General features: G+C 48.7%; 13 protein-coding genes and 1 tRNA gene. All 14 read left to right on the top strand.

Annotation, left to right across the window (positions count from 1 at the left end):
• Positions 1-600, top strand: a 600-nt coding sequence (locus tag J2X05_RS20895; protein ID WP_310073259.1) for an EF-Tu C-terminal domain-related protein, incomplete at its 5' end; no start/stop codon positions are given.
• 53 nt (positions 601-653) lie between these two features.
• A tRNA-Trp gene (locus J2X05_RS20900) sits at positions 654-729 on the top strand.
• A gap of 25 nt (positions 730-754) precedes the next feature.
• Entirely contained in the window at positions 755-1123 is a 369-nt protein-coding gene (gene secE, locus J2X05_RS20905) for a preprotein translocase subunit SecE (RefSeq protein WP_310076349.1), read from the top strand.
• Between the two features lie 6 nt (positions 1124-1129).
• The gene (gene nusG, locus J2X05_RS20910; RefSeq protein WP_133684962.1) at positions 1130-1663 is read left to right on the top strand and encodes a transcription termination/antitermination protein NusG; all 534 of its coding nucleotides are present in this window, start codon (positions 1130-1132) and stop codon (positions 1661-1663) included.
• A 144-nt stretch (positions 1664-1807) separates the two neighbouring features.
• Positions 1808-2239 (top strand): 50S ribosomal protein L11, encoded by a 432-nt coding sequence (rplK, locus tag J2X05_RS20915; protein WP_133684963.1) that lies wholly within the window; start codon positions 1808-1810, stop codon positions 2237-2239.
• Position 2240: 1 nt separating this feature from the next.
• On the top strand, positions 2241-2936 hold the full coding sequence (gene rplA / locus J2X05_RS20920; protein WP_310076353.1) for a 50S ribosomal protein L1: 696 nt from the start codon (positions 2241-2243) through the stop codon (positions 2934-2936).
• A 291-nt stretch (positions 2937-3227) separates the two neighbouring features.
• On the top strand, positions 3228-3722 hold the full coding sequence (gene rplJ, locus J2X05_RS20925) for a 50S ribosomal protein L10 (RefSeq protein WP_133684965.1): 495 nt from the start codon (positions 3228-3230) through the stop codon (positions 3720-3722).
• A gap of 64 nt (positions 3723-3786) precedes the next feature.
• Positions 3787-4155 (top strand): 50S ribosomal protein L7/L12, encoded by a 369-nt coding sequence (gene rplL, locus J2X05_RS20930; RefSeq protein ID WP_310076357.1) that lies wholly within the window; start codon positions 3787-3789, stop codon positions 4153-4155.
• Positions 4156-4409: 254 nt separating this feature from the next.
• Positions 4410-8495 carry a DNA-directed RNA polymerase subunit beta gene (gene rpoB, locus J2X05_RS20935; RefSeq protein ID WP_310076359.1) on the top strand — a complete coding sequence of 1362 codons (4086 nt, stop codon included), beginning with the start codon at positions 4410-4412 and terminating at the stop codon, positions 8493-8495.
• A gap of 129 nt (positions 8496-8624) precedes the next feature.
• Positions 8625-12848 carry a DNA-directed RNA polymerase subunit beta' gene (gene rpoC / locus J2X05_RS20940; RefSeq protein ID WP_310076369.1) on the top strand — a complete coding sequence of 1408 codons (4224 nt, stop codon included), beginning with the start codon at positions 8625-8627 and terminating at the stop codon, positions 12846-12848.
• Between the two features lie 261 nt (positions 12849-13109).
• A complete protein-coding gene (gene rpsL / locus J2X05_RS20945) occupies positions 13110-13481 on the top strand; it encodes a 30S ribosomal protein S12 (RefSeq protein WP_062058902.1) in 372 nt (123 codons plus the stop codon).
• Between the two features lie 136 nt (positions 13482-13617).
• On the top strand, positions 13618-14088 hold the full coding sequence (rpsG, locus tag J2X05_RS20950; RefSeq protein WP_039913025.1) for a 30S ribosomal protein S7: 471 nt from the start codon (positions 13618-13620) through the stop codon (positions 14086-14088).
• A 92-nt stretch (positions 14089-14180) separates the two neighbouring features.
• The gene (fusA, locus tag J2X05_RS20955; RefSeq protein ID WP_310076364.1) at positions 14181-16301 is read left to right on the top strand and encodes an elongation factor G; all 2121 of its coding nucleotides are present in this window, start codon (positions 14181-14183) and stop codon (positions 16299-16301) included.
• A gap of 36 nt (positions 16302-16337) precedes the next feature.
• Positions 16338-16546, top strand: a 209-nt coding sequence (locus J2X05_RS20960; RefSeq protein WP_310076367.1) for a GTP-binding protein, incomplete at its 3' end; no start/stop codon positions are given.

Genomic DNA, 16546 nt, shown 5'->3' on the forward strand with positions numbered 1-16546 from the left:
CTGGACAGCTACATCCCTGAGCCGGTACGTGCTATCGACCAACCATTCCTGATGCCAGTAGAGGACGTATTCTCTATCTCTGGTCGCGGTACTGTTGTAACTGGCCGTGTAGAGCGTGGTGTTGTTAAGGTTGGTGAAGAGATCGCGATTGTTGGTCTGAAAGACACCGTTAAAACCACCTGTACTGGTGTTGAAATGTTCCGCAAGTTGCTCGACGAAGGTCGTGCTGGTGAGAACGTTGGTGTTCTGTTGCGCGGCACCAAGCGTGATGACGTTGAGCGTGGTCAAGTATTGGCCAAGCCAAACTCAGTAACTCCACACACCAAGTTCCAATCAGAAGTGTACGTGTTGTCCAAAGAAGAAGGTGGTCGTCACACTCCATTCTTTAAAGGCTATCGTCCACAATTCTACTTCCGCACCACCGACGTAACCGGTGCAGTTGAATTGCCGGAAGGTGTAGAAATGGTAATGCCAGGTGACAACGTGCAAATGGTTGTGACCCTGATTCACCCTATCGCGATGGAAGAAGGCTTGCGCTTCGCTATCCGTGAAGGTGGTCGTACTGTTGGTGCTGGTGTTGTTGCCAAAATCCTTCAGTAATTAATCTGTGTGCGGCAGTAAAACTGCCGCATCACAGCTGCTTCAGTTATGTTAGGCCAGTAGTTCAATTGGTAGAGCACCGGTCTCCAAAACCGGGTGTTGGGGGTTCGAGTCCCTCCTGGCCTGCCAAATTTCATGAAGGTTTCTCGCAATAATGACTGCTAATACTGAAGAAAAAGTTTACCGACTAGATGCTATTAAGTGGCTTTTGGTTGTGGCTATAGTTGCTGCAGGTGTTGTCGGAAACTCTCATTTCTCTGCCGAATCTATTCTGTATCGCGCATTGGGCTTGTTGGTGCTGGCCGCAGTTGCGGTTTTTGTCGCTTTGCAAACGGCCAAAGGTGCTGCAATAGCTGATGTTGTCCGCGGTGCTTTAGTTGAGTTGCGTAAAGTGGTTTGGCCCAGTCGTCAGGAAACTAACCAAACAACACTAATTGTGTTAGCGGTAGTTTTTGTAATGGCAATCATTCTCTGGTTGCTTGACACTCTCTTCGGCTTTATTGCTTCCAATATCATAGGGTAGATGAGTATGGCTAAGCGTTGGTACGTAGTGCATGCCTATTCTGGCTACGAAAAAAAAGTAGCGGCCTCTCTGCGTGACCGTGTTGCGCTTTATGGCATGGAAGAAAGTTTTGGTGAGATTCTGGTTCCCACCGAAGAAGTGATTGAAATGCGTGGCGGTCAAAAGCGTAAGAGCGAACGCAAGTTTTTCCCCGGTTATGTATTGGTTCAAATGGAATTGAATGATGATACATGGCATTTGGTAAAGGATACTCCGAGAGTGATGGGTTTTATTGGAGGCAAGGCTGACCAGCCTGCACCTATTACTGAAAAGGAAGCAGATGCAATTTTGCGCCGTGTCGATGATTCGATTGAAAAGCCTAAGCCAAAAACTATTTTTGAGCCGGGCGAAATGGTGCGTGTTATTGACGGTCCATTCAATGACTTTAACGGTGTTGTTGAAGAAGTTAATTACGACAAAAATAAATTGCGTGTGGCGGTATTAATTTTTGGTCGCTCAACTCCAGTTGAGTTGGAATTTAGTCAGGTCGAAAAAACCTAAGCGCTAAATAAGTTTTAAATGCCCTTCTTCGCCATGCGAAGAGGGGTTTTCGTGTCCTTGGTCTGTGCCAAGGCGGGGAGCCTAAGACGCCAGATTTTGCCAAAAGTCTGGTTGAGGCGCTAACACCCATAGGGGAGCAATATCATGGCAAAAAAAGTAACAGCTTACGTTAAGTTGCAAGTTGCAGCTGGCAAAGCAAACCCGAGTCCACCGGTTGGTCCAGCATTGGGTCAGCACGGCGTTAACATTATGGAATTCTGTAAAGCTTTCAATGCGCAAACACAAGGCATGGAAGTTGGTTCGCCAGTACCTGTAATTATCAGTGTATACAGCGACCGCAGCTTTACATTTGTAATGAAAACTCCTCCGGCGTCTTTCTTGTTGAAGAAGGCAGCTGGCATCACCAGTGGTAGTGGTCGCCCCAACACCAACAAGGTTGGCAAGGTAACCCGTGCCCAGTTGGAAACCATTGCAACTACCAAAATGGCAGATTTGACTGCATCGGATATGGATGCTGCTGTGCGTACTATCGCCGGTTCTGCTCGTTCAATGGGTCTGGAAGTGGAGGGCGTATAAGATGGCTAAAATTACTAAGCGTCAACGTGCTATTAATGAGAAAGTTGATTCAACCAAGCAATACTCGATCGAAGAAGCTGTTGCCCTGTTGAAAGATCTTTCGAATGTAAAATTTGCTGAGACTGTTGATGTGTCTGTCAACCTCGGCATTGATCCGCGTAAATCTGACCAATCAGTTCGCGGTGCTACTACCCTACCTCATGGCAATGGTAAGTCAGTGCGCGTTGCTGTATTCACCCAAGGTGCCAACGCTGAGGCTGCAAAAGCAGCTGGTGCTGAATTTGTTGGTATGGATGAATTGGCTGCAGAAATTAAAGCGGGCAAGATGGATTTTGACGTAGTTATCGCCAGTCCTGATGCAATGCGTGTGGTTGGTCAGTTGGGTCAAGTGCTCGGTCCTCGCGGCCTGATGCCAAACCCTAAGACCGGCACCGTAACTCCTGATGTAGTTACTGCAGTTAAAAATGCTAAAGCAGGTCAGATCCGCTATCGCGCTGAGAAGGGCGGTATTGTTCACGGTGGTTTAGGTAAGATTTCATTTGATGCTATTGCTATCAAAGAAAACTTGGAAGCACTGATCGGCGATCTGAAAAAAGCCAAACCAGCAACATCTAAAGGTATTTACATCAAGAAAATTTCCTTGAGTTCTACTATGGGTCCAGGTTTGGTAATTGATCAAGCGTCACTCGCGATTTAATTCGCTGGCGCACAAAGAACTTTGGGGTCCGCTTGATTGAGCGGGCCGTCAAAGACCGTAGGTGTCTAAAGTAATTTGCATAAGTAAATTGCCGGGACTTAATGTAAGTCGCCTACGCAGATGGTGAGACCCTATTCAGTCAATTAATGTAACAGGCTTAGTGTTACAAAATGTTGACGAATGACTTCACCGAATAATGGCCTCAATAACTTTATTTGGGGCTGGTAGTTAACGACACATCTGCTTTTGTTTTTAACGGCAAAAAAGATTTGTCAATGCAGGAGTAATCCCGTGGCATTAGGTCTTGAAGGCAAAAAGGCGATCGTCGCTGAAGTCCAAGACGCTGCAAAGAGCGCTCTGTCTGCTGTTATCGCCGATTCTCGCGGTGTAACTGTTGGCAAGATGACCGCTCTGCGCAAGCAGGCCCGTGAAGCAGGCGTCTGGGTAAAAGTCGTCCGTAACACATTGGCCCGTCGCGCTGTGCAAGGTACAGCTTACGAATGTCTCGCAGACAAATTCGTAGGTCCAACTCTGATTGCATTTTCTACTGTTCATCCTGGTGCGGGTGCGCGCATCCTTCAGGATTTTGCTAAAGAAAATGACAAGTTTGAGTTGAAAGCTGCTGCCTTTGAAGGTGAGTTAGTGAACATTGCTATGCTGGCAACTTTGCCAACATACGACGAAGCTATTTCTCGTCTGATGAGCGTGATGAAAGAAGCTTCAGCCGGCAAACTGGTTCGCACTATTGCGGCAGTTCGCGATCAAAAAGAACAGCAAGCTGCTTAATTTTTCGTTTACAGCTTACTTTAGATTTAACGAGCAAAATGCTCCATTAATTAGGAATTGAGACATGTCTCTGACTAAAGACGATATCATCAATGCCATCGCAGAAATGTCTGTTAAAGACGTTGTTGAGTTGATCTCTGCAATGGAAGAAAAATTCGGTGTTAGCGCTGCTGCTGCTACTGTAGCTGTTGCTGCTGGTCCAGTTGCTGCTGCGGAAGAGCAAACTGAATTCGACGTAATCCTTTCATCTGTTGGCGATAAGAAAGTTAACGTGATTAAGGCGGTACGTGAGTTGACTGGTCTGGGCTTGAAAGAAGCTAAAGACTTGGTAGAAGCTGCACCTAAAGCGGTTAAAGAAGCTGTTTCCAAGGCTGATGCTGATGCAGCAAAAGCCAAGTTGGAAGAAGCTGGTGCAGTTGTAGAAGTTAAATAATTCTACGCCTGTGTCGCGGTCCATTTACAGTTTGGACACTAGGCTGGTGAGCATTTGCTTGCCAGCCTTTTTCTGTTTTCAGAAGAGTCCCGGTTCACAGCTGTAATGGTACTGAAAAATGGCAAGCACCAGGTGCGCCATTGATTACTGAAAAGTAATTGCAAGTTTGTCGAGTTTAAGTTTTTACAAAGAAACGCACATGCGTTTTCATGGCTGCGATCAAGCCCGATCCGCGAACAAGCTGGGGAATACAGATGGCTTACTCATATACTGAGAAAAAACGTATCCGCAAGGATTTTGGCAAACTGCCGCACGTAATGGATGTACCTTATCTTTTGGCGATTCAGTTAGATTCCTACAGAAAGTTTACTCAAGCAGATACTGCGCCTAGTAAGCGTGATGATATGGGGCTGCACGCTGCATTCCGTTCCGTTTTTCCAATCGTTAGCTACTCAGGGAATGCTGCGCTCGAATACGTTAGCTATAACCTTGGTAAAGCAGCGTTTGATGTAAACGAGTGTATTCTGCGTGGCGTTACTTATGCCGTCCCCCTGCGCGTGAAAGTGCGTTTGATTATTTATGATCGCGAGTCTTCTAATAAAGCGATCAAAGACATTAAAGAGCAAGAAGTGTACATGGGCGAAATTCCGCTCATGACCGACAATGGTACCTTTGTTATTAACGGTACCGAGCGCGTGATAGTTTCCCAGTTGCATCGTTCTCCTGGTGTATTCTTTGATCACGACAAGGGTAAGACCCATTCATCGGGCAAATTGCTTTATTCCGCACGTATTATTCCTTACCGTGGCTCATGGTTGGATTTTGAATTCGATCCAAAAGATCTGCTCTATGTTCGTATTGACCGTCGCCGTAAGTTGCCGGCCACGATTTTGCTGCGCGCATTGGGCTTCAGCTCACAAGAAATGCTGGCGATGTTCTTTGAGACCAGTACCTTTATTCTGGGTAAAGATGGTCAGTTCAGTTACGCCGTAGTTCCATCTCGCCTGCGCGGCGATGTCGCTACTTTTGATATCAAAGATGACAAGGGCAATATTATTGTTGAAGAAGGGCGTCGCATTACCGCGCGCCATATTCGTCAATTGGAAAAAGCCGGCGTTAATCAGATGGATGTTCCGTCTGAATATCTGTTGGGTCGTGCACTTGCTAAAGATATTATCGATACCCGCAGCGGTGAATTGCTGTTTGAATGTAATACCGAAATTACCGCTGATGTGCTTTCCAAATTGGTTGCTGCAGGCGTCACTGATGTTGAGACCCTATATACCAATGAATTGGATTGCGGTGCATTTATTTCCGAAACCTTGCGTGTCGATCCAACCCGTACTGCATTGGAATCGCTGGTTGAAATTTATCGCATGATGCGTCCTGGCGAGCCGCCAACCAAAGAATCTGCTGAAGCTCTGTTCCAGAATTTATTCTTCTCGCAAGAGCGCTACGATCTTTCTGCGGTCGGCCGCATGAAGTTCAATCGTCGTCTGGGTCGCGAAGCTGAAACTGGCGAAGGCACCATATCTAATGAAGATATTGTTGATGTGATGAAGACCCTGATCGCTATCCGCAACGGTAAAGGCGTTGTGGATGATATTGATCACTTGGGTAACCGTCGTGTTCGATCTGTAGGTGAAATGGCCGAAAACCAATTCCGTGTTGGTTTGGTGCGTGTTGAGCGTGCAGTGAAAGAGCGTCTGTCAATGGCAGAAAGCGAAGGCTTGATGCCGCAAGATTTGATTAATGCGAAACCGGTTGCTGCTGCAGTGAAAGAGTTTTTTGGCTCTTCGCAGCTGTCACAGTTTATGGATCAAAACAACCCACTGTCGGAGATCACGCATAAACGTCGCGTCTCTGCGCTTGGCCCAGGTGGTTTGACTCGTGAGCGCGCAGGTTTTGAAGTGCGCGACGTACACCCGACCCATTATGGTCGTGTATGCCCAATCGAAACACCTGAAGGTCCAAACATTGGGTTGATCAACTCTCTGGCTACCTATGCCCGCACTAATAATTACGGCTTCCTTGAGAGCCCGTATCGCAAAGTGATCAACGGCAAAGTAACCAATGAAATTGATTTCCTCTCCGCTATTAATGAATCCGATTATGTAATTGCGCAGGCATCGGCAACTTTAGATGCGGGTGGTAATTTGACTGAGGACTTGGTGTCCGTACGTCACCTTAACGAATTCACCTTGAAAGGTCCGGCTGATGTCCAATATATGGATGTGTCGGCGCGTCAGGTTGTTTCTGTTGCAGCATCTTTGATTCCATTCCTTGAGCACGATGACGCCAACCGTGCGTTGATGGGTTCGAACATGCAGCGTCAAGCTGTACCAACCCTGCGCTCACAAAAGCCGTTGGTAGGTACTGGTATGGAGCGCAATGTGGCCTCCGACTCAGGCGTATGTGTGGTTGCCAAGCGTGGCGGTGTGATCGATAGCGTTGATGCTGGCCGTATCGTTGTAAAAGTACATCACGATGAAGTCGAAGCGGGCGATGCCGGTGTAGATATCTACAACCTGATCAAATACACCCGTTCGAACCAAAATACCTGTATTAACCAGCGCCCCATTGTAAGCATGGGCGATTCAGTATCCCGTGGCGATATTCTGGCGGATGGCCCTTCAGTTGATATGGGTGAATTGGCGCTTGGCCAAAACATGCGTATCGCCTTTATGCCGTGGAATGGTTACAACTTCGAAGACTCGATTCTGGTGTCTGAGCGTGTTGTACAAGAAGATCGTTTCACTACCATCCATATTCAGGAATTAACCTGTATCGCACGTGATACCAAGTTAGGCAGTGAAGAAATAACCGCCGATATTCCAAACGTGGGTGAGAGTGCGCTGAGCAAACTCGACGAATCCGGCATTGTGTATATCGGAGCTGAAGTAGGCGGCGGTGATATTCTGGTTGGTAAGGTAACGCCAAAAGGTGAAACCCAACTGACTCCAGAAGAAAAATTGTTGCGTGCGATCTTCGGTGAGAAGGCCTCTGACGTTAAAGATACTTCCCTGCGCGTGCCTTCAAGCACCAAAGGTACTGTTATTGACGTGCAGGTGTTCACCCGCGACGGTCTGGAAAAGGATCAACGCAGCCTGGAAATTGAAAAAGCACAATTGGACGAAGTCCGCAAAGATTTGAACGAAGAATACCGTATCGTTGAAACTGCAACCTTTGAGCGTCTGCGTTCAGCTTTAGTTGGTCAAGTTGTTGCGTCCGGTAAAAACGTGAAGAAAGGCGAAGCCATGACTCACGAAATTCTTGACGGCTTGGAAAAAGACCAGTGGTTCAAACTGCGCATGAATGAAGATGCATTGAATGAGCAGATTGACCGTGCGGAAGAACAACTTGCCGAGCGTCGCAAGATCCTCGATGAGCGGTTTGAAGATAAAAAACGCAAGTTGTCTACCGGTGATGATCTCGCTCCAGGTGTACTTAAAATTGTTAAGGTTTACCTCGCAATCAAGCGCCGCATTCAGCCGGGCGACAAGATGGCCGGTCGTCATGGTAACAAGGGTGTTATCTCGGTAATCATGCCGATTGAAGACATGCCTTACGACGAAAATGGTGAGACCGTTGATATCGTGCTCAACCCGCTCGGCGTACCTTCACGTATGAACGTGGGTCAGGTGTTGGAAATGCACTTGGGTATGGCGGCTAAAGGTCTGGGCGTTAAGATCAACAAGTTGTTGCAAGAGCAAAAAGCGATTGCTGATGTTCGTGCCTTCCTTGAAGACATCTACAACAAGACTGGCGATGTTGCTGCTAAAGAAGATCTCGCTTCTTTCAGTGATAAAGAAATTCTGGATCTGGCGAAAAACCTGGTTGATGGCGTGCCTATGGCAACTCCGGTATTTGACGGCGCCAAAGAACATGAAATCAAGGCGTTGCTGCGTTTGGCTGGCTTGTCAGATACCGGTCAATCCATCCTTTACGATGGACGTACCGGTGATCAATTCACTCGTCCCGTGACCGTTGGTTACATGTACATGTTGAAGTTGAACCACTTGGTGGATGACAAGATGCATGCGCGTTCAACCGGTTCATACAGTCTGGTTACTCAACAGCCTCTGGGTGGTAAAGCACAATTTGGTGGTCAGCGTTTCGGTGAGATGGAAGTGTGGGCGCTTGAAGCATACGGCGCAGCTTACACCTTGCAAGAAATGCTTACTGTTAAGTCGGATGACGTTGCGGGTCGTACCAAGATGTATAAAAACATCGTTGATGGCGACCACCGTATGGAGCCCGGCATGCCGGAGTCCTTCAACGTACTCGTTAAGGAAATCCGCTCTCTGGGTATCAACATCGAGCTTGAGCAAGACGATTAATGCTCAAGCTTACGCACCAGTATCCGCACTAACCCTGCAGATGCTGGCCGTAACCCGGAACCAGTAACACCAAAGAATTTGCCTCGAAGTTTAATGAAAGCTCCCCCGGAGCCAACAGGAGAAAGCGCCTTGAAAGACTTACTGAATTTACTCAAGTCCCAGGGACAAGTCGAAGAATTCGACTCTATTCGTATTAGCTTGGCATCACCTGAAATGATTCGTTCATGGTCGTTTGGCGAAGTAAAAAAGCCGGAGACTATCAACTACCGTACCTTCAAGCCCGAGCGTGAAGGTCTGTTCTGCGCCAAAATCTTTGGTCCAGTAAAAGATTACGAATGCTTGTGCGGCAAGTACAAGCGCATGAAGCACCGCGGCATTATTTGTGAAAAATGCGGTGTTGAAGTGACCTTGGCTAAAGTGCGCCGCGAGCGCATGGGCCACATTGAGCTGGCTAGCCCCGTTGCGCATATTTGGTTTTTGAAATCACTGCCAAGCCGTATTGGTTTGTTGCTGGACATGACCCTGCGTGATATCGAGCGTGTATTGTATTTTGAATCCTACGTAGTGACTGAGCCAGGTATGACTACCTTGGAGCGCGGTCAATTACTCTCTGACGAGCAATACTTCGAAGCAATGGAAGAGTTCGGTGATGAATTCGAAGCGCAAATGGGTGCTGAAGCAATTCAGACGTTGATGCGTGCTATCGATCTGGAATCAGAGATTCAGCGCCTGCGTGAAGAAATTCCGAATACAACCAGCGAAACTAAAATCAAGAAATACTCCAAGCGTTTGAAACTATTGGAAGCATTCTTCTTCTCAGGCAACAAGCCTGAGTGGATGGTAATGGAAGTGTTGCCGGTATTGCCGCCAGATTTGCGCCCATTGGTTCCATTGGACGGTGGCCGTTTTGCGACTTCCGACCTGAACGACTTGTATCGCCGCGTGATCAACCGTAACAACCGCTTGAAGCGTTTGTTGGACCTGAATGCACCAGACATTATCGTGCGCAATGAAAAGCGTATGCTGCAAGAAGCGGTAGATGCATTGTTGGATAACGGTCGTCGCGGTCGTGCGATTACCGGTTCAAACAAGCGTCCGCTTAAGTCTCTGGCAGACATGATCAAAGGTAAGCAAGGCCGTTTCCGCCAAAACCTGCTCGGTAAGCGCGTTGACTACTCCGGCCGTTCAGTAATCGTAGTAGGTCCAACCCTGCGTCTGCATCAGTGTGGTCTACCGAAGAAAATGGCATTGGAATTGTTCAAGCCTTTTATTTTCAGCAAGCTTGAATTGCGTGGTTTGGCGACCACTATTAAAGCCGCCAAGAAAATGGTTGAGCGCGAAGAAGCTGTCGTTTGGGATATCCTCGACGAAGTGATCCGCGAGCATCCGGTTCTCCTGAACCGTGCACCAACCCTTCACCGTCTCGGTATCCAAGCGTTCGAGCCGGTGCTGATTGAAGGTAAAGCAATCCAACTGCACCCACTTGTCTGTTCTGCGTACAACGCCGACTTCGACGGTGACCAGATGGCAGTTCACGTTCCACTGACGATTGAAGCTCAGTTGGAAGCCCGTGCGCTGATGATGTCAACCAACAACATCCTCTCTCCAGCATCAGGTGAGCCAATCATCGTTCCGTCGCAAGACGTGGTATTGGGCCTGTACTGGATGACTCGTGACCGTGTAAACGCCAAAGGCGAAAACATGGTATTCGCCGATCCGGCGGAAGTGTCACGTGCTTACTACTCCAAGCAAGTTGATCTGCAAGCGCGTATCAAAGTGCGTTTAAGCGAAACTCTGATTGGCGAAGAAGGCGAAAAAACCACCACAATTAAACTGGTAAGCACCACTGTTGGTCGCGTGCTTCTGTGGGAAATCTGCCCACCCGGTATGCCGCTCGAAATGATTAACCGCCCAATGGTGAAAAAAGCGATTTCAGCTGCGATCAATTACTGCTACCGCGTAGTGGGTCTCAAAGCGACCGTAATTTTCGCTGACCGTTTGATGTATATGGGTTATGACTTCTCTACCAAGTCAGGTTCTTCTATCGGTGTAAACGACTTTACTATCCCTGCTGCCAAAGCCGAGATCATTGGTCGCGCTGAAGCCGAAGTAAAAGAGATTGAAACCCAGTACGCATCCGGTCTTGTGACCCAAGGCGAAAAATACAACAAGGTTATCGATATCTGGTCGCGCGCCAACGATTTGGTTGCCAAGTCGATGATGGAAGGTATTTCGAAAGAAGCTGTGATTAACCGCGATGGCGCAGAAGAATTGCAGCCGTCATTTAACTCGGTATTTATGTATGCCGACTCAGGTGCGCGTGGCTCGCCCGCCCAGATCCGTCAGTTGGCGGGTATGCGTGGTTTGATGGCGCGTCCGGACGGTTCGATCATCGAAACTCCTATTACCGCTAACTTCCGTGAAGGCTTGAACGTACTTCAGTACTTCATCTCGACCCACGGTGCGCGTAAAGGTTTGGCGGATACCGCGTTGAAAACCGCAAACTCCGGTTACTTGACCCGTCGTCTAGTTGACGTTGCGCAAGATCTGGTAGTAACGGCAATCGATTGTGGTACCGATGAAGGTTTGACCATGTCACCAGTAATCGAAGGTGGCGACGTTATCGAATCTCTGGGTGATCGTATCCTCGGCCGTATTATTGCGCGAGACGTAATTCGTCCTGGCACCGATGAAATCCTGGTTCCTGCTGGCACCATGATTGATGAAGCTTGGGTTGAGCGCGTTGAAGCTATGGGTATCGATGAAGTGCTGGTGCGCTCACCCATTACCTGTGAAGCGCGCAGCGGTATCTGTTCTATGTGTTACGGTCGCGACCTGGCTCGTGGTCATCGCGTTAACGTGGGCGAGGCAGTTGGTGTTATCGCGGCCCAGTCAATCGGTGAACCCGGTACCCAGCTGACCATGCGTACCTTCCACATTGGTGGTGCGGCATCGCGAGCGTCTGCAGCGGATAGCGTACAAGTTAAGCAAGAAGGTACTGTGCGTCTGTTGAACGTTAAGGTTGTAAGCAACCCGGCGGGCAATCTGGTGGCAGTATCCCGTTCTGGCGAATTGGCGATTGCCGATGGCAGTGGTCGTGAGCGTGAGCGTTACAAGATTCCTTACGGTGCTTTGATTACCGTTAAAGATGGCGAAGCAGTAAAAGGCGGCCAGATTATTGCCAAATGGGATCCGCATACCCATCCGATTGTATCGGAAGTGGCAGGTACTGTTGCCTTCTCGGGCATGGAAGACGGTCTTTCTATCCGACGCCAGACTGACGAATTGACCGGTTTGAGTTCGATCGAGGTTCTCGACCCTGCCGAGCGTCCGTCAGCCGGTAAAGATTTGCGTCCAGCAGTAACCTTGGTCGATGCGAAAGGTAAAGAGCTGTTCCTTGCGAATACCAACGTGCCTGCTCACTACATGTTGCCGCCAAAAGCGATTCTGAGCATTAACAACAGCGACATTATCAATGTGGGCGACATTATTGCGCGTATCCCGCAAGAAGGTTCCAAGACCCGCGATATCACCGGTGGTCTGCCGCGCGTTGCTGACTTGTTTGAAGCGCGTCGCCCGAAAGAGCCGTCAATTCTGGCGGAAATCTCCGGTACTGTGAGTTTTGGTAAAGAAACTAAGGGCAAGCGTCGTTTGATCATCACCCCTGTGGATGGTCAATTGTTGCCGGATGGTTCAACTCACTACGAAGTGCTTATCCCTAAACATCGCCAGTTGACTGTGTTTGAAGGTGAGATGGTTGCCAAGGGTGAAGTTGTATCTGACGGTCCAAGCAACCCGCACGATATCCTGCGCTTGCAAGGTGTTGAGGCGCTGGCGCGTTACATTACCAACGAAATCCAGGACGTTTATCGTCTACAAGGCGTGAAGATTAACGATAAGCACATTGAAACTATCGTTCGTCAGATGCTACGTAAAGTAGAGATTAGCACCATGGGTGACTCTACTTTCGTGAAAGGCGAGCAGGTTGAATACAATCACGTGCTGGAAGAGAACGAAAAGCTGCGTGCAGAAGCGCGTCAGCCTGCAAATTACGAACGTCAGTTGTTGGGTATTACCAAGGCATCGTTGGCGACAGAATCGTTTATTTCGGCAGCATCGTTCCAGGAAACTACCCGTGTATTGACCGAAGCGGCAGTGACTGGCAAAAAAGATGCATTGCGCGGCTTGAAAGAAAACGTGGTTGTGGGGCGTTTGATTCCCGCTGGTACTGGTCTGGCCTACCACTCGGACCGCAAGCGTCGCCGTGAAGCTGCCATCAGTAATGATGTTGGTGTAAGTGCAGAAGACGTTGAAGCAGCATTGACTGAGGCGCTGAAATCAAGCATTGGCTAATGCTTGATTCAAGGCCGAAGTGACGAGGGCGCAAGCTCTCACGGTAAACCCGAAGCAAGGCTGGCAACCCCAGCCTTGCTTTTTTATCGGGCAATTGTCCATTAAATAAGCGGGCTTTACCTTGACGGTGGTGGGGTGCATCTTTACAATGCGCCACCCACTTTTTCCGAAGTGGGAAGCGGGGCTATTTTTGATGTATTAGTCCGCTTTCTTAAACCTGCCTTCAATTGTGAAGGCGTATTATCTGTGGAGTTTGTTTTCATGCCAACGATCAATCAATTGATTCGTAAGCCGAGAAAACCCATCGTAGACAAGAGCGACGTTCCAGCTCTGCAAGGCAATCCGCAACGCCGCGGTGTTTGCACTCGCGTTTATACGACTACACCTAAAAAGCCAAACTCAGCATTGCGTAAAGTGTGCCGTGTTCGTTTGACCAATGGCTTCGAAGTGTCTTCCTATATCGGCGGTGAAGGCCATAACTTGCAAGAGCACAGCGTGGTACTGATTCGTGGTGGTCGTGTTAAAGACTTGCCCGGTGTTCGTTACCATACTGTACGCGGTTCACTGGATACTTCCGGTGTTGCCAAGCGTAGACAGGGTCGTTCCAAATACGGTGCTAAACGTCCTAAGTAATATGGCGGGCGGATTTGTCCGCCGCTTATGCTTTGCGTTTAATGTTTTCGGTGTACAACCGAGTAAGGCCAAGCAAATTTGTAGCAATTTGGCTTCAAATGTTGTCTTGGATAATTCCTGAAGAGAGGCTATTAAAATGCCAAGAAGACGAGTCGTCGCCAAACGCGACACGCTGCCGGATCCAAAATTCGGTAACGTGACTCTGGCAAAGTTTATGAACCACGTGATGATCAGTGGTAAGAAGTCGGTAGCAGAGCGCATTATTTACGGCGCTATGGATATCGTTAAAACCAAATTGAATCGCGACCCTTTGGAGGTTTTCTCCGAGGCTCTCGAAAACATCGCTCCGCTGGTTGAGGTTAAGTCTCGCCGTGTGGGTGGTGCAACCTATCAAGTTCCTGTCGAAGTACGTGCATCGCGTCGTACTGCGCTGGCAATGCGTTGGTTGGTGGATTACTCGCGCAAGCGCGGTGAGAAATCAATGCCTGCGCGTTTGGCTGGTGAGCTGATGGATGCTGCACAAGGCAAAGGCGCTGCGGTTAAGAAGCGTGAAGACGTTCACCGTATGGCTGAAGCGAACAAAGCGTTCTCGCACTTCCGTTTCTAATGGAAGTTTGCTCCAAAACGCCTATGTAAGACTAAGGGCAGCAGTAGCTGCCTTTATCTTTAGTAGCGAATTTGTAATTGGGGAATACCTCTGTGGCACGTAAAACACCTATCGCACGCTATCGTAATATCGGCATCTGCGCCCACGTAGATGCGGGTAAGACGACGACTACCGAACGTGTGTTGTTTTATACCGGCTTGTCTCACAAAATTGGTGAGGTGCATGACGGTGCTGCAACGACTGACTGGATGGTGCAGGAGCAAGAGCGCGGTATTACTATCACCTCTGCTGCGGTAACCACCTTCTGGAAAGGCATGGGTGGCCAGTTTGATGAGCATCGCATCAACGTAATTGATACCCCCGGTCACGTTGATTTCACTATCGAAGTGGAGCGTTCATTGCGCGTCCTCGATGGTGCTGTTGTCGTTCTCTGCGGGTCTTCAGGTGTGCAGCCGCAAACTGAAACAGTATGGCGTCAAGCGAACAAATACGAAGTTCCGCGTATCGTATTTGTGAACAAGATGGATCGTACTGGTGCCAACTATATGCGTGTGGTGGAGCAGTTGAAGTCCCGTCTAGGGGCTAACGCTGTGCCATTGCAGATGACAATTGGCTCTGAAGATGAGTTCAAGGGTGTTGTCGATCTGGTTAAGATGCGTGCCATTATCTGGAACGAAGAAGATCAGGGTATGACCTTCAGGTACGAGTCGATCCCATCGGATCTGCTCGAAACTTGTGAAAAAATGCGTGAGTTCCTGATTGAATCCGCGGCTGAGTCCAGCGAAGAGTTGATGGAAAAGTATTTGGGTGGCGAAGAGCTAACTGAAGAAGAAATCAAATCTGGTATTCGTGCGCGTACGTTAGCTAACGAAATTATCCCGGTGATCGGTGGTTCGGCGTTTAAGAACAAGGGTGTCCAGGCAATGCTGGATGCAGTTGTTGACTATTTGCCTGCGCCAACAGAAGTGAAGGCGATTGAAGGTGTGCTTGAAGATGGTGAAACCCTTGCGACGCGTAAAGCGAGTGATGATGAACCTTTTTCGGCTTTGGCTTTCAAGATTGCTACCGATCCATTTGTGGGTACCTTAACCTTTTTTCGTGTTTATTCGGGCACCCTTGAATCGGGTGATACTGTGCTGAATTCGGTAAAGGGTAAAAAGGAACGCGTTGGTCGTATGGTGCAAATGCACGCGAATCAGCGTCAGGAAATTAAAGAAGTATTGGCAGGCGATATTGCTGCAGGTATCGGCTTTAAAGATTGTACGACCGGTGACACTCTCTGCGCTCTCGATAATGTGATTATTCTTGAGCGGATGGATTTCCCGGAGCCGGTAATTCATGTGGCAGTTGAGCCCAAAACCAAGGCTGATCAGGAAAAAATGGGGGTCGCACTGAGCAAGCTGGCTCAGGAGGATCCCTCTTTCCGTGTTCGCACTGATGAAGAGACCGGCCAAACCATTATCGGTGGTATGGGTGAGTTGCATCTCGATATTATTGTCGATCGTATGCGGCGCGAATTTGGTGTGGAGGCTAACATCGGTAAGCCGCAAGTTGCCTACCGTGAGGCTATACGCAATACCTGCGAAATTGAAGGTAAGTTCGTGCGTCAGTCGGGCGGCCGCGGTCAGTTTGGTCACTGCTGGATTCGCTTTTCTCCCGGTGCGGATGAGGGTGCTGAAGGCTTGGAGTTTGTGAATGAGGTTGTGGGTGGTGTGGTTCCCAAGGAATTCATCCCTGCGATTCAGAAAGGCATTGCCGAACAAATGCAAAACGGAGTTCTGGCGGGCTATCCATTACTTGGGTTAAAGGCTGTTGTATTCGATGGCTCTTATCACGATGTGGATTCGTCAGAAATGGCCTTTAAGATTGCTGCGTCCATGGCGACCAAGAAATTGGCCCAAAAAGGTGGTGCAGTATTGCTTGAGCCGATCATGAAGGTTGAAGTGGTTACTCCGGAAGCAAACATGGGTGATGTGGTTGGCGACTTGAACCGTCGTCGCGGCTTGATCCTGGGTATGGATGAGAGTCCGATGGGCAAGGTGATAGACGCTGAGGTTCCATTGTCGGAAATGTTTGGTTATGCGACTGCCTTGCGCTCTGCAACTCAGGGTCGTGCAACCTACACCATGGAATTTTTGAAGTACCAGGAAGCTCCGCGCAATGTCGCTGATGAAGTGATTGCAAAGGGCGGAATGCAAAGAGACGAAGAATAGTTTCGATATTTCATCTTTATATAGAGGAATTGAAAAGTGGCTAAAGAGAAGTTTGAACGTAACAAACCCCACCTTAATGTGGGCACCATTGGTCACGTTGACCACGGTAAAACCACACTGACCGCCGCGTTGACCCGCGTGTGTGCAGAGAGCTGGGGCGGCGCATTCGTTGCTTATGATGGTATCGACAACGCGCCGGAAGAAAAGGCACGCGGTATTACCATTAACACCTCACACGTAGAGTA

The sequence above is a fragment of the Cellvibrio fibrivorans genome, assembly GCF_031457055.1.
GTDB lineage: Bacteria > Pseudomonadota > Gammaproteobacteria > Pseudomonadales > Cellvibrionaceae > Cellvibrio > Cellvibrio fibrivorans.

What these genes read in the sequence shown, in the direction of transcription:
- secE (WP_310076349.1), top strand. Translation starts at nt 755, where the DNA reads ATGACTGCTAATACTGAAGAAAAAGTTTACCGACTAGATGCTATTAAG.
- nusG (WP_133684962.1), top strand. Translation starts at nt 1,130, where the DNA reads ATGGCTAAGCGTTGGTACGTAGTGCATGCCTATTCTGGCTACGAAAAA.
- rplK (WP_133684963.1), top strand. Translation starts at nt 1,808, where the DNA reads ATGGCAAAAAAAGTAACAGCTTACGTTAAGTTGCAAGTTGCAGCTGGC.
- rplA (WP_310076353.1), top strand. Translation starts at nt 2,241, where the DNA reads ATGGCTAAAATTACTAAGCGTCAACGTGCTATTAATGAGAAAGTTGAT.
- rplL (WP_310076357.1), top strand. Translation starts at nt 3,787, where the DNA reads ATGTCTCTGACTAAAGACGATATCATCAATGCCATCGCAGAAATGTCT.
- rpoB (WP_310076359.1), top strand. Translation starts at nt 4,410, where the DNA reads ATGGCTTACTCATATACTGAGAAAAAACGTATCCGCAAGGATTTTGGC.
- rpsL (WP_062058902.1), top strand. Translation starts at nt 13,110, where the DNA reads ATGCCAACGATCAATCAATTGATTCGTAAGCCGAGAAAACCCATCGTA.
- rpsG (WP_039913025.1), top strand. Translation starts at nt 13,618, where the DNA reads ATGCCAAGAAGACGAGTCGTCGCCAAACGCGACACGCTGCCGGATCCA.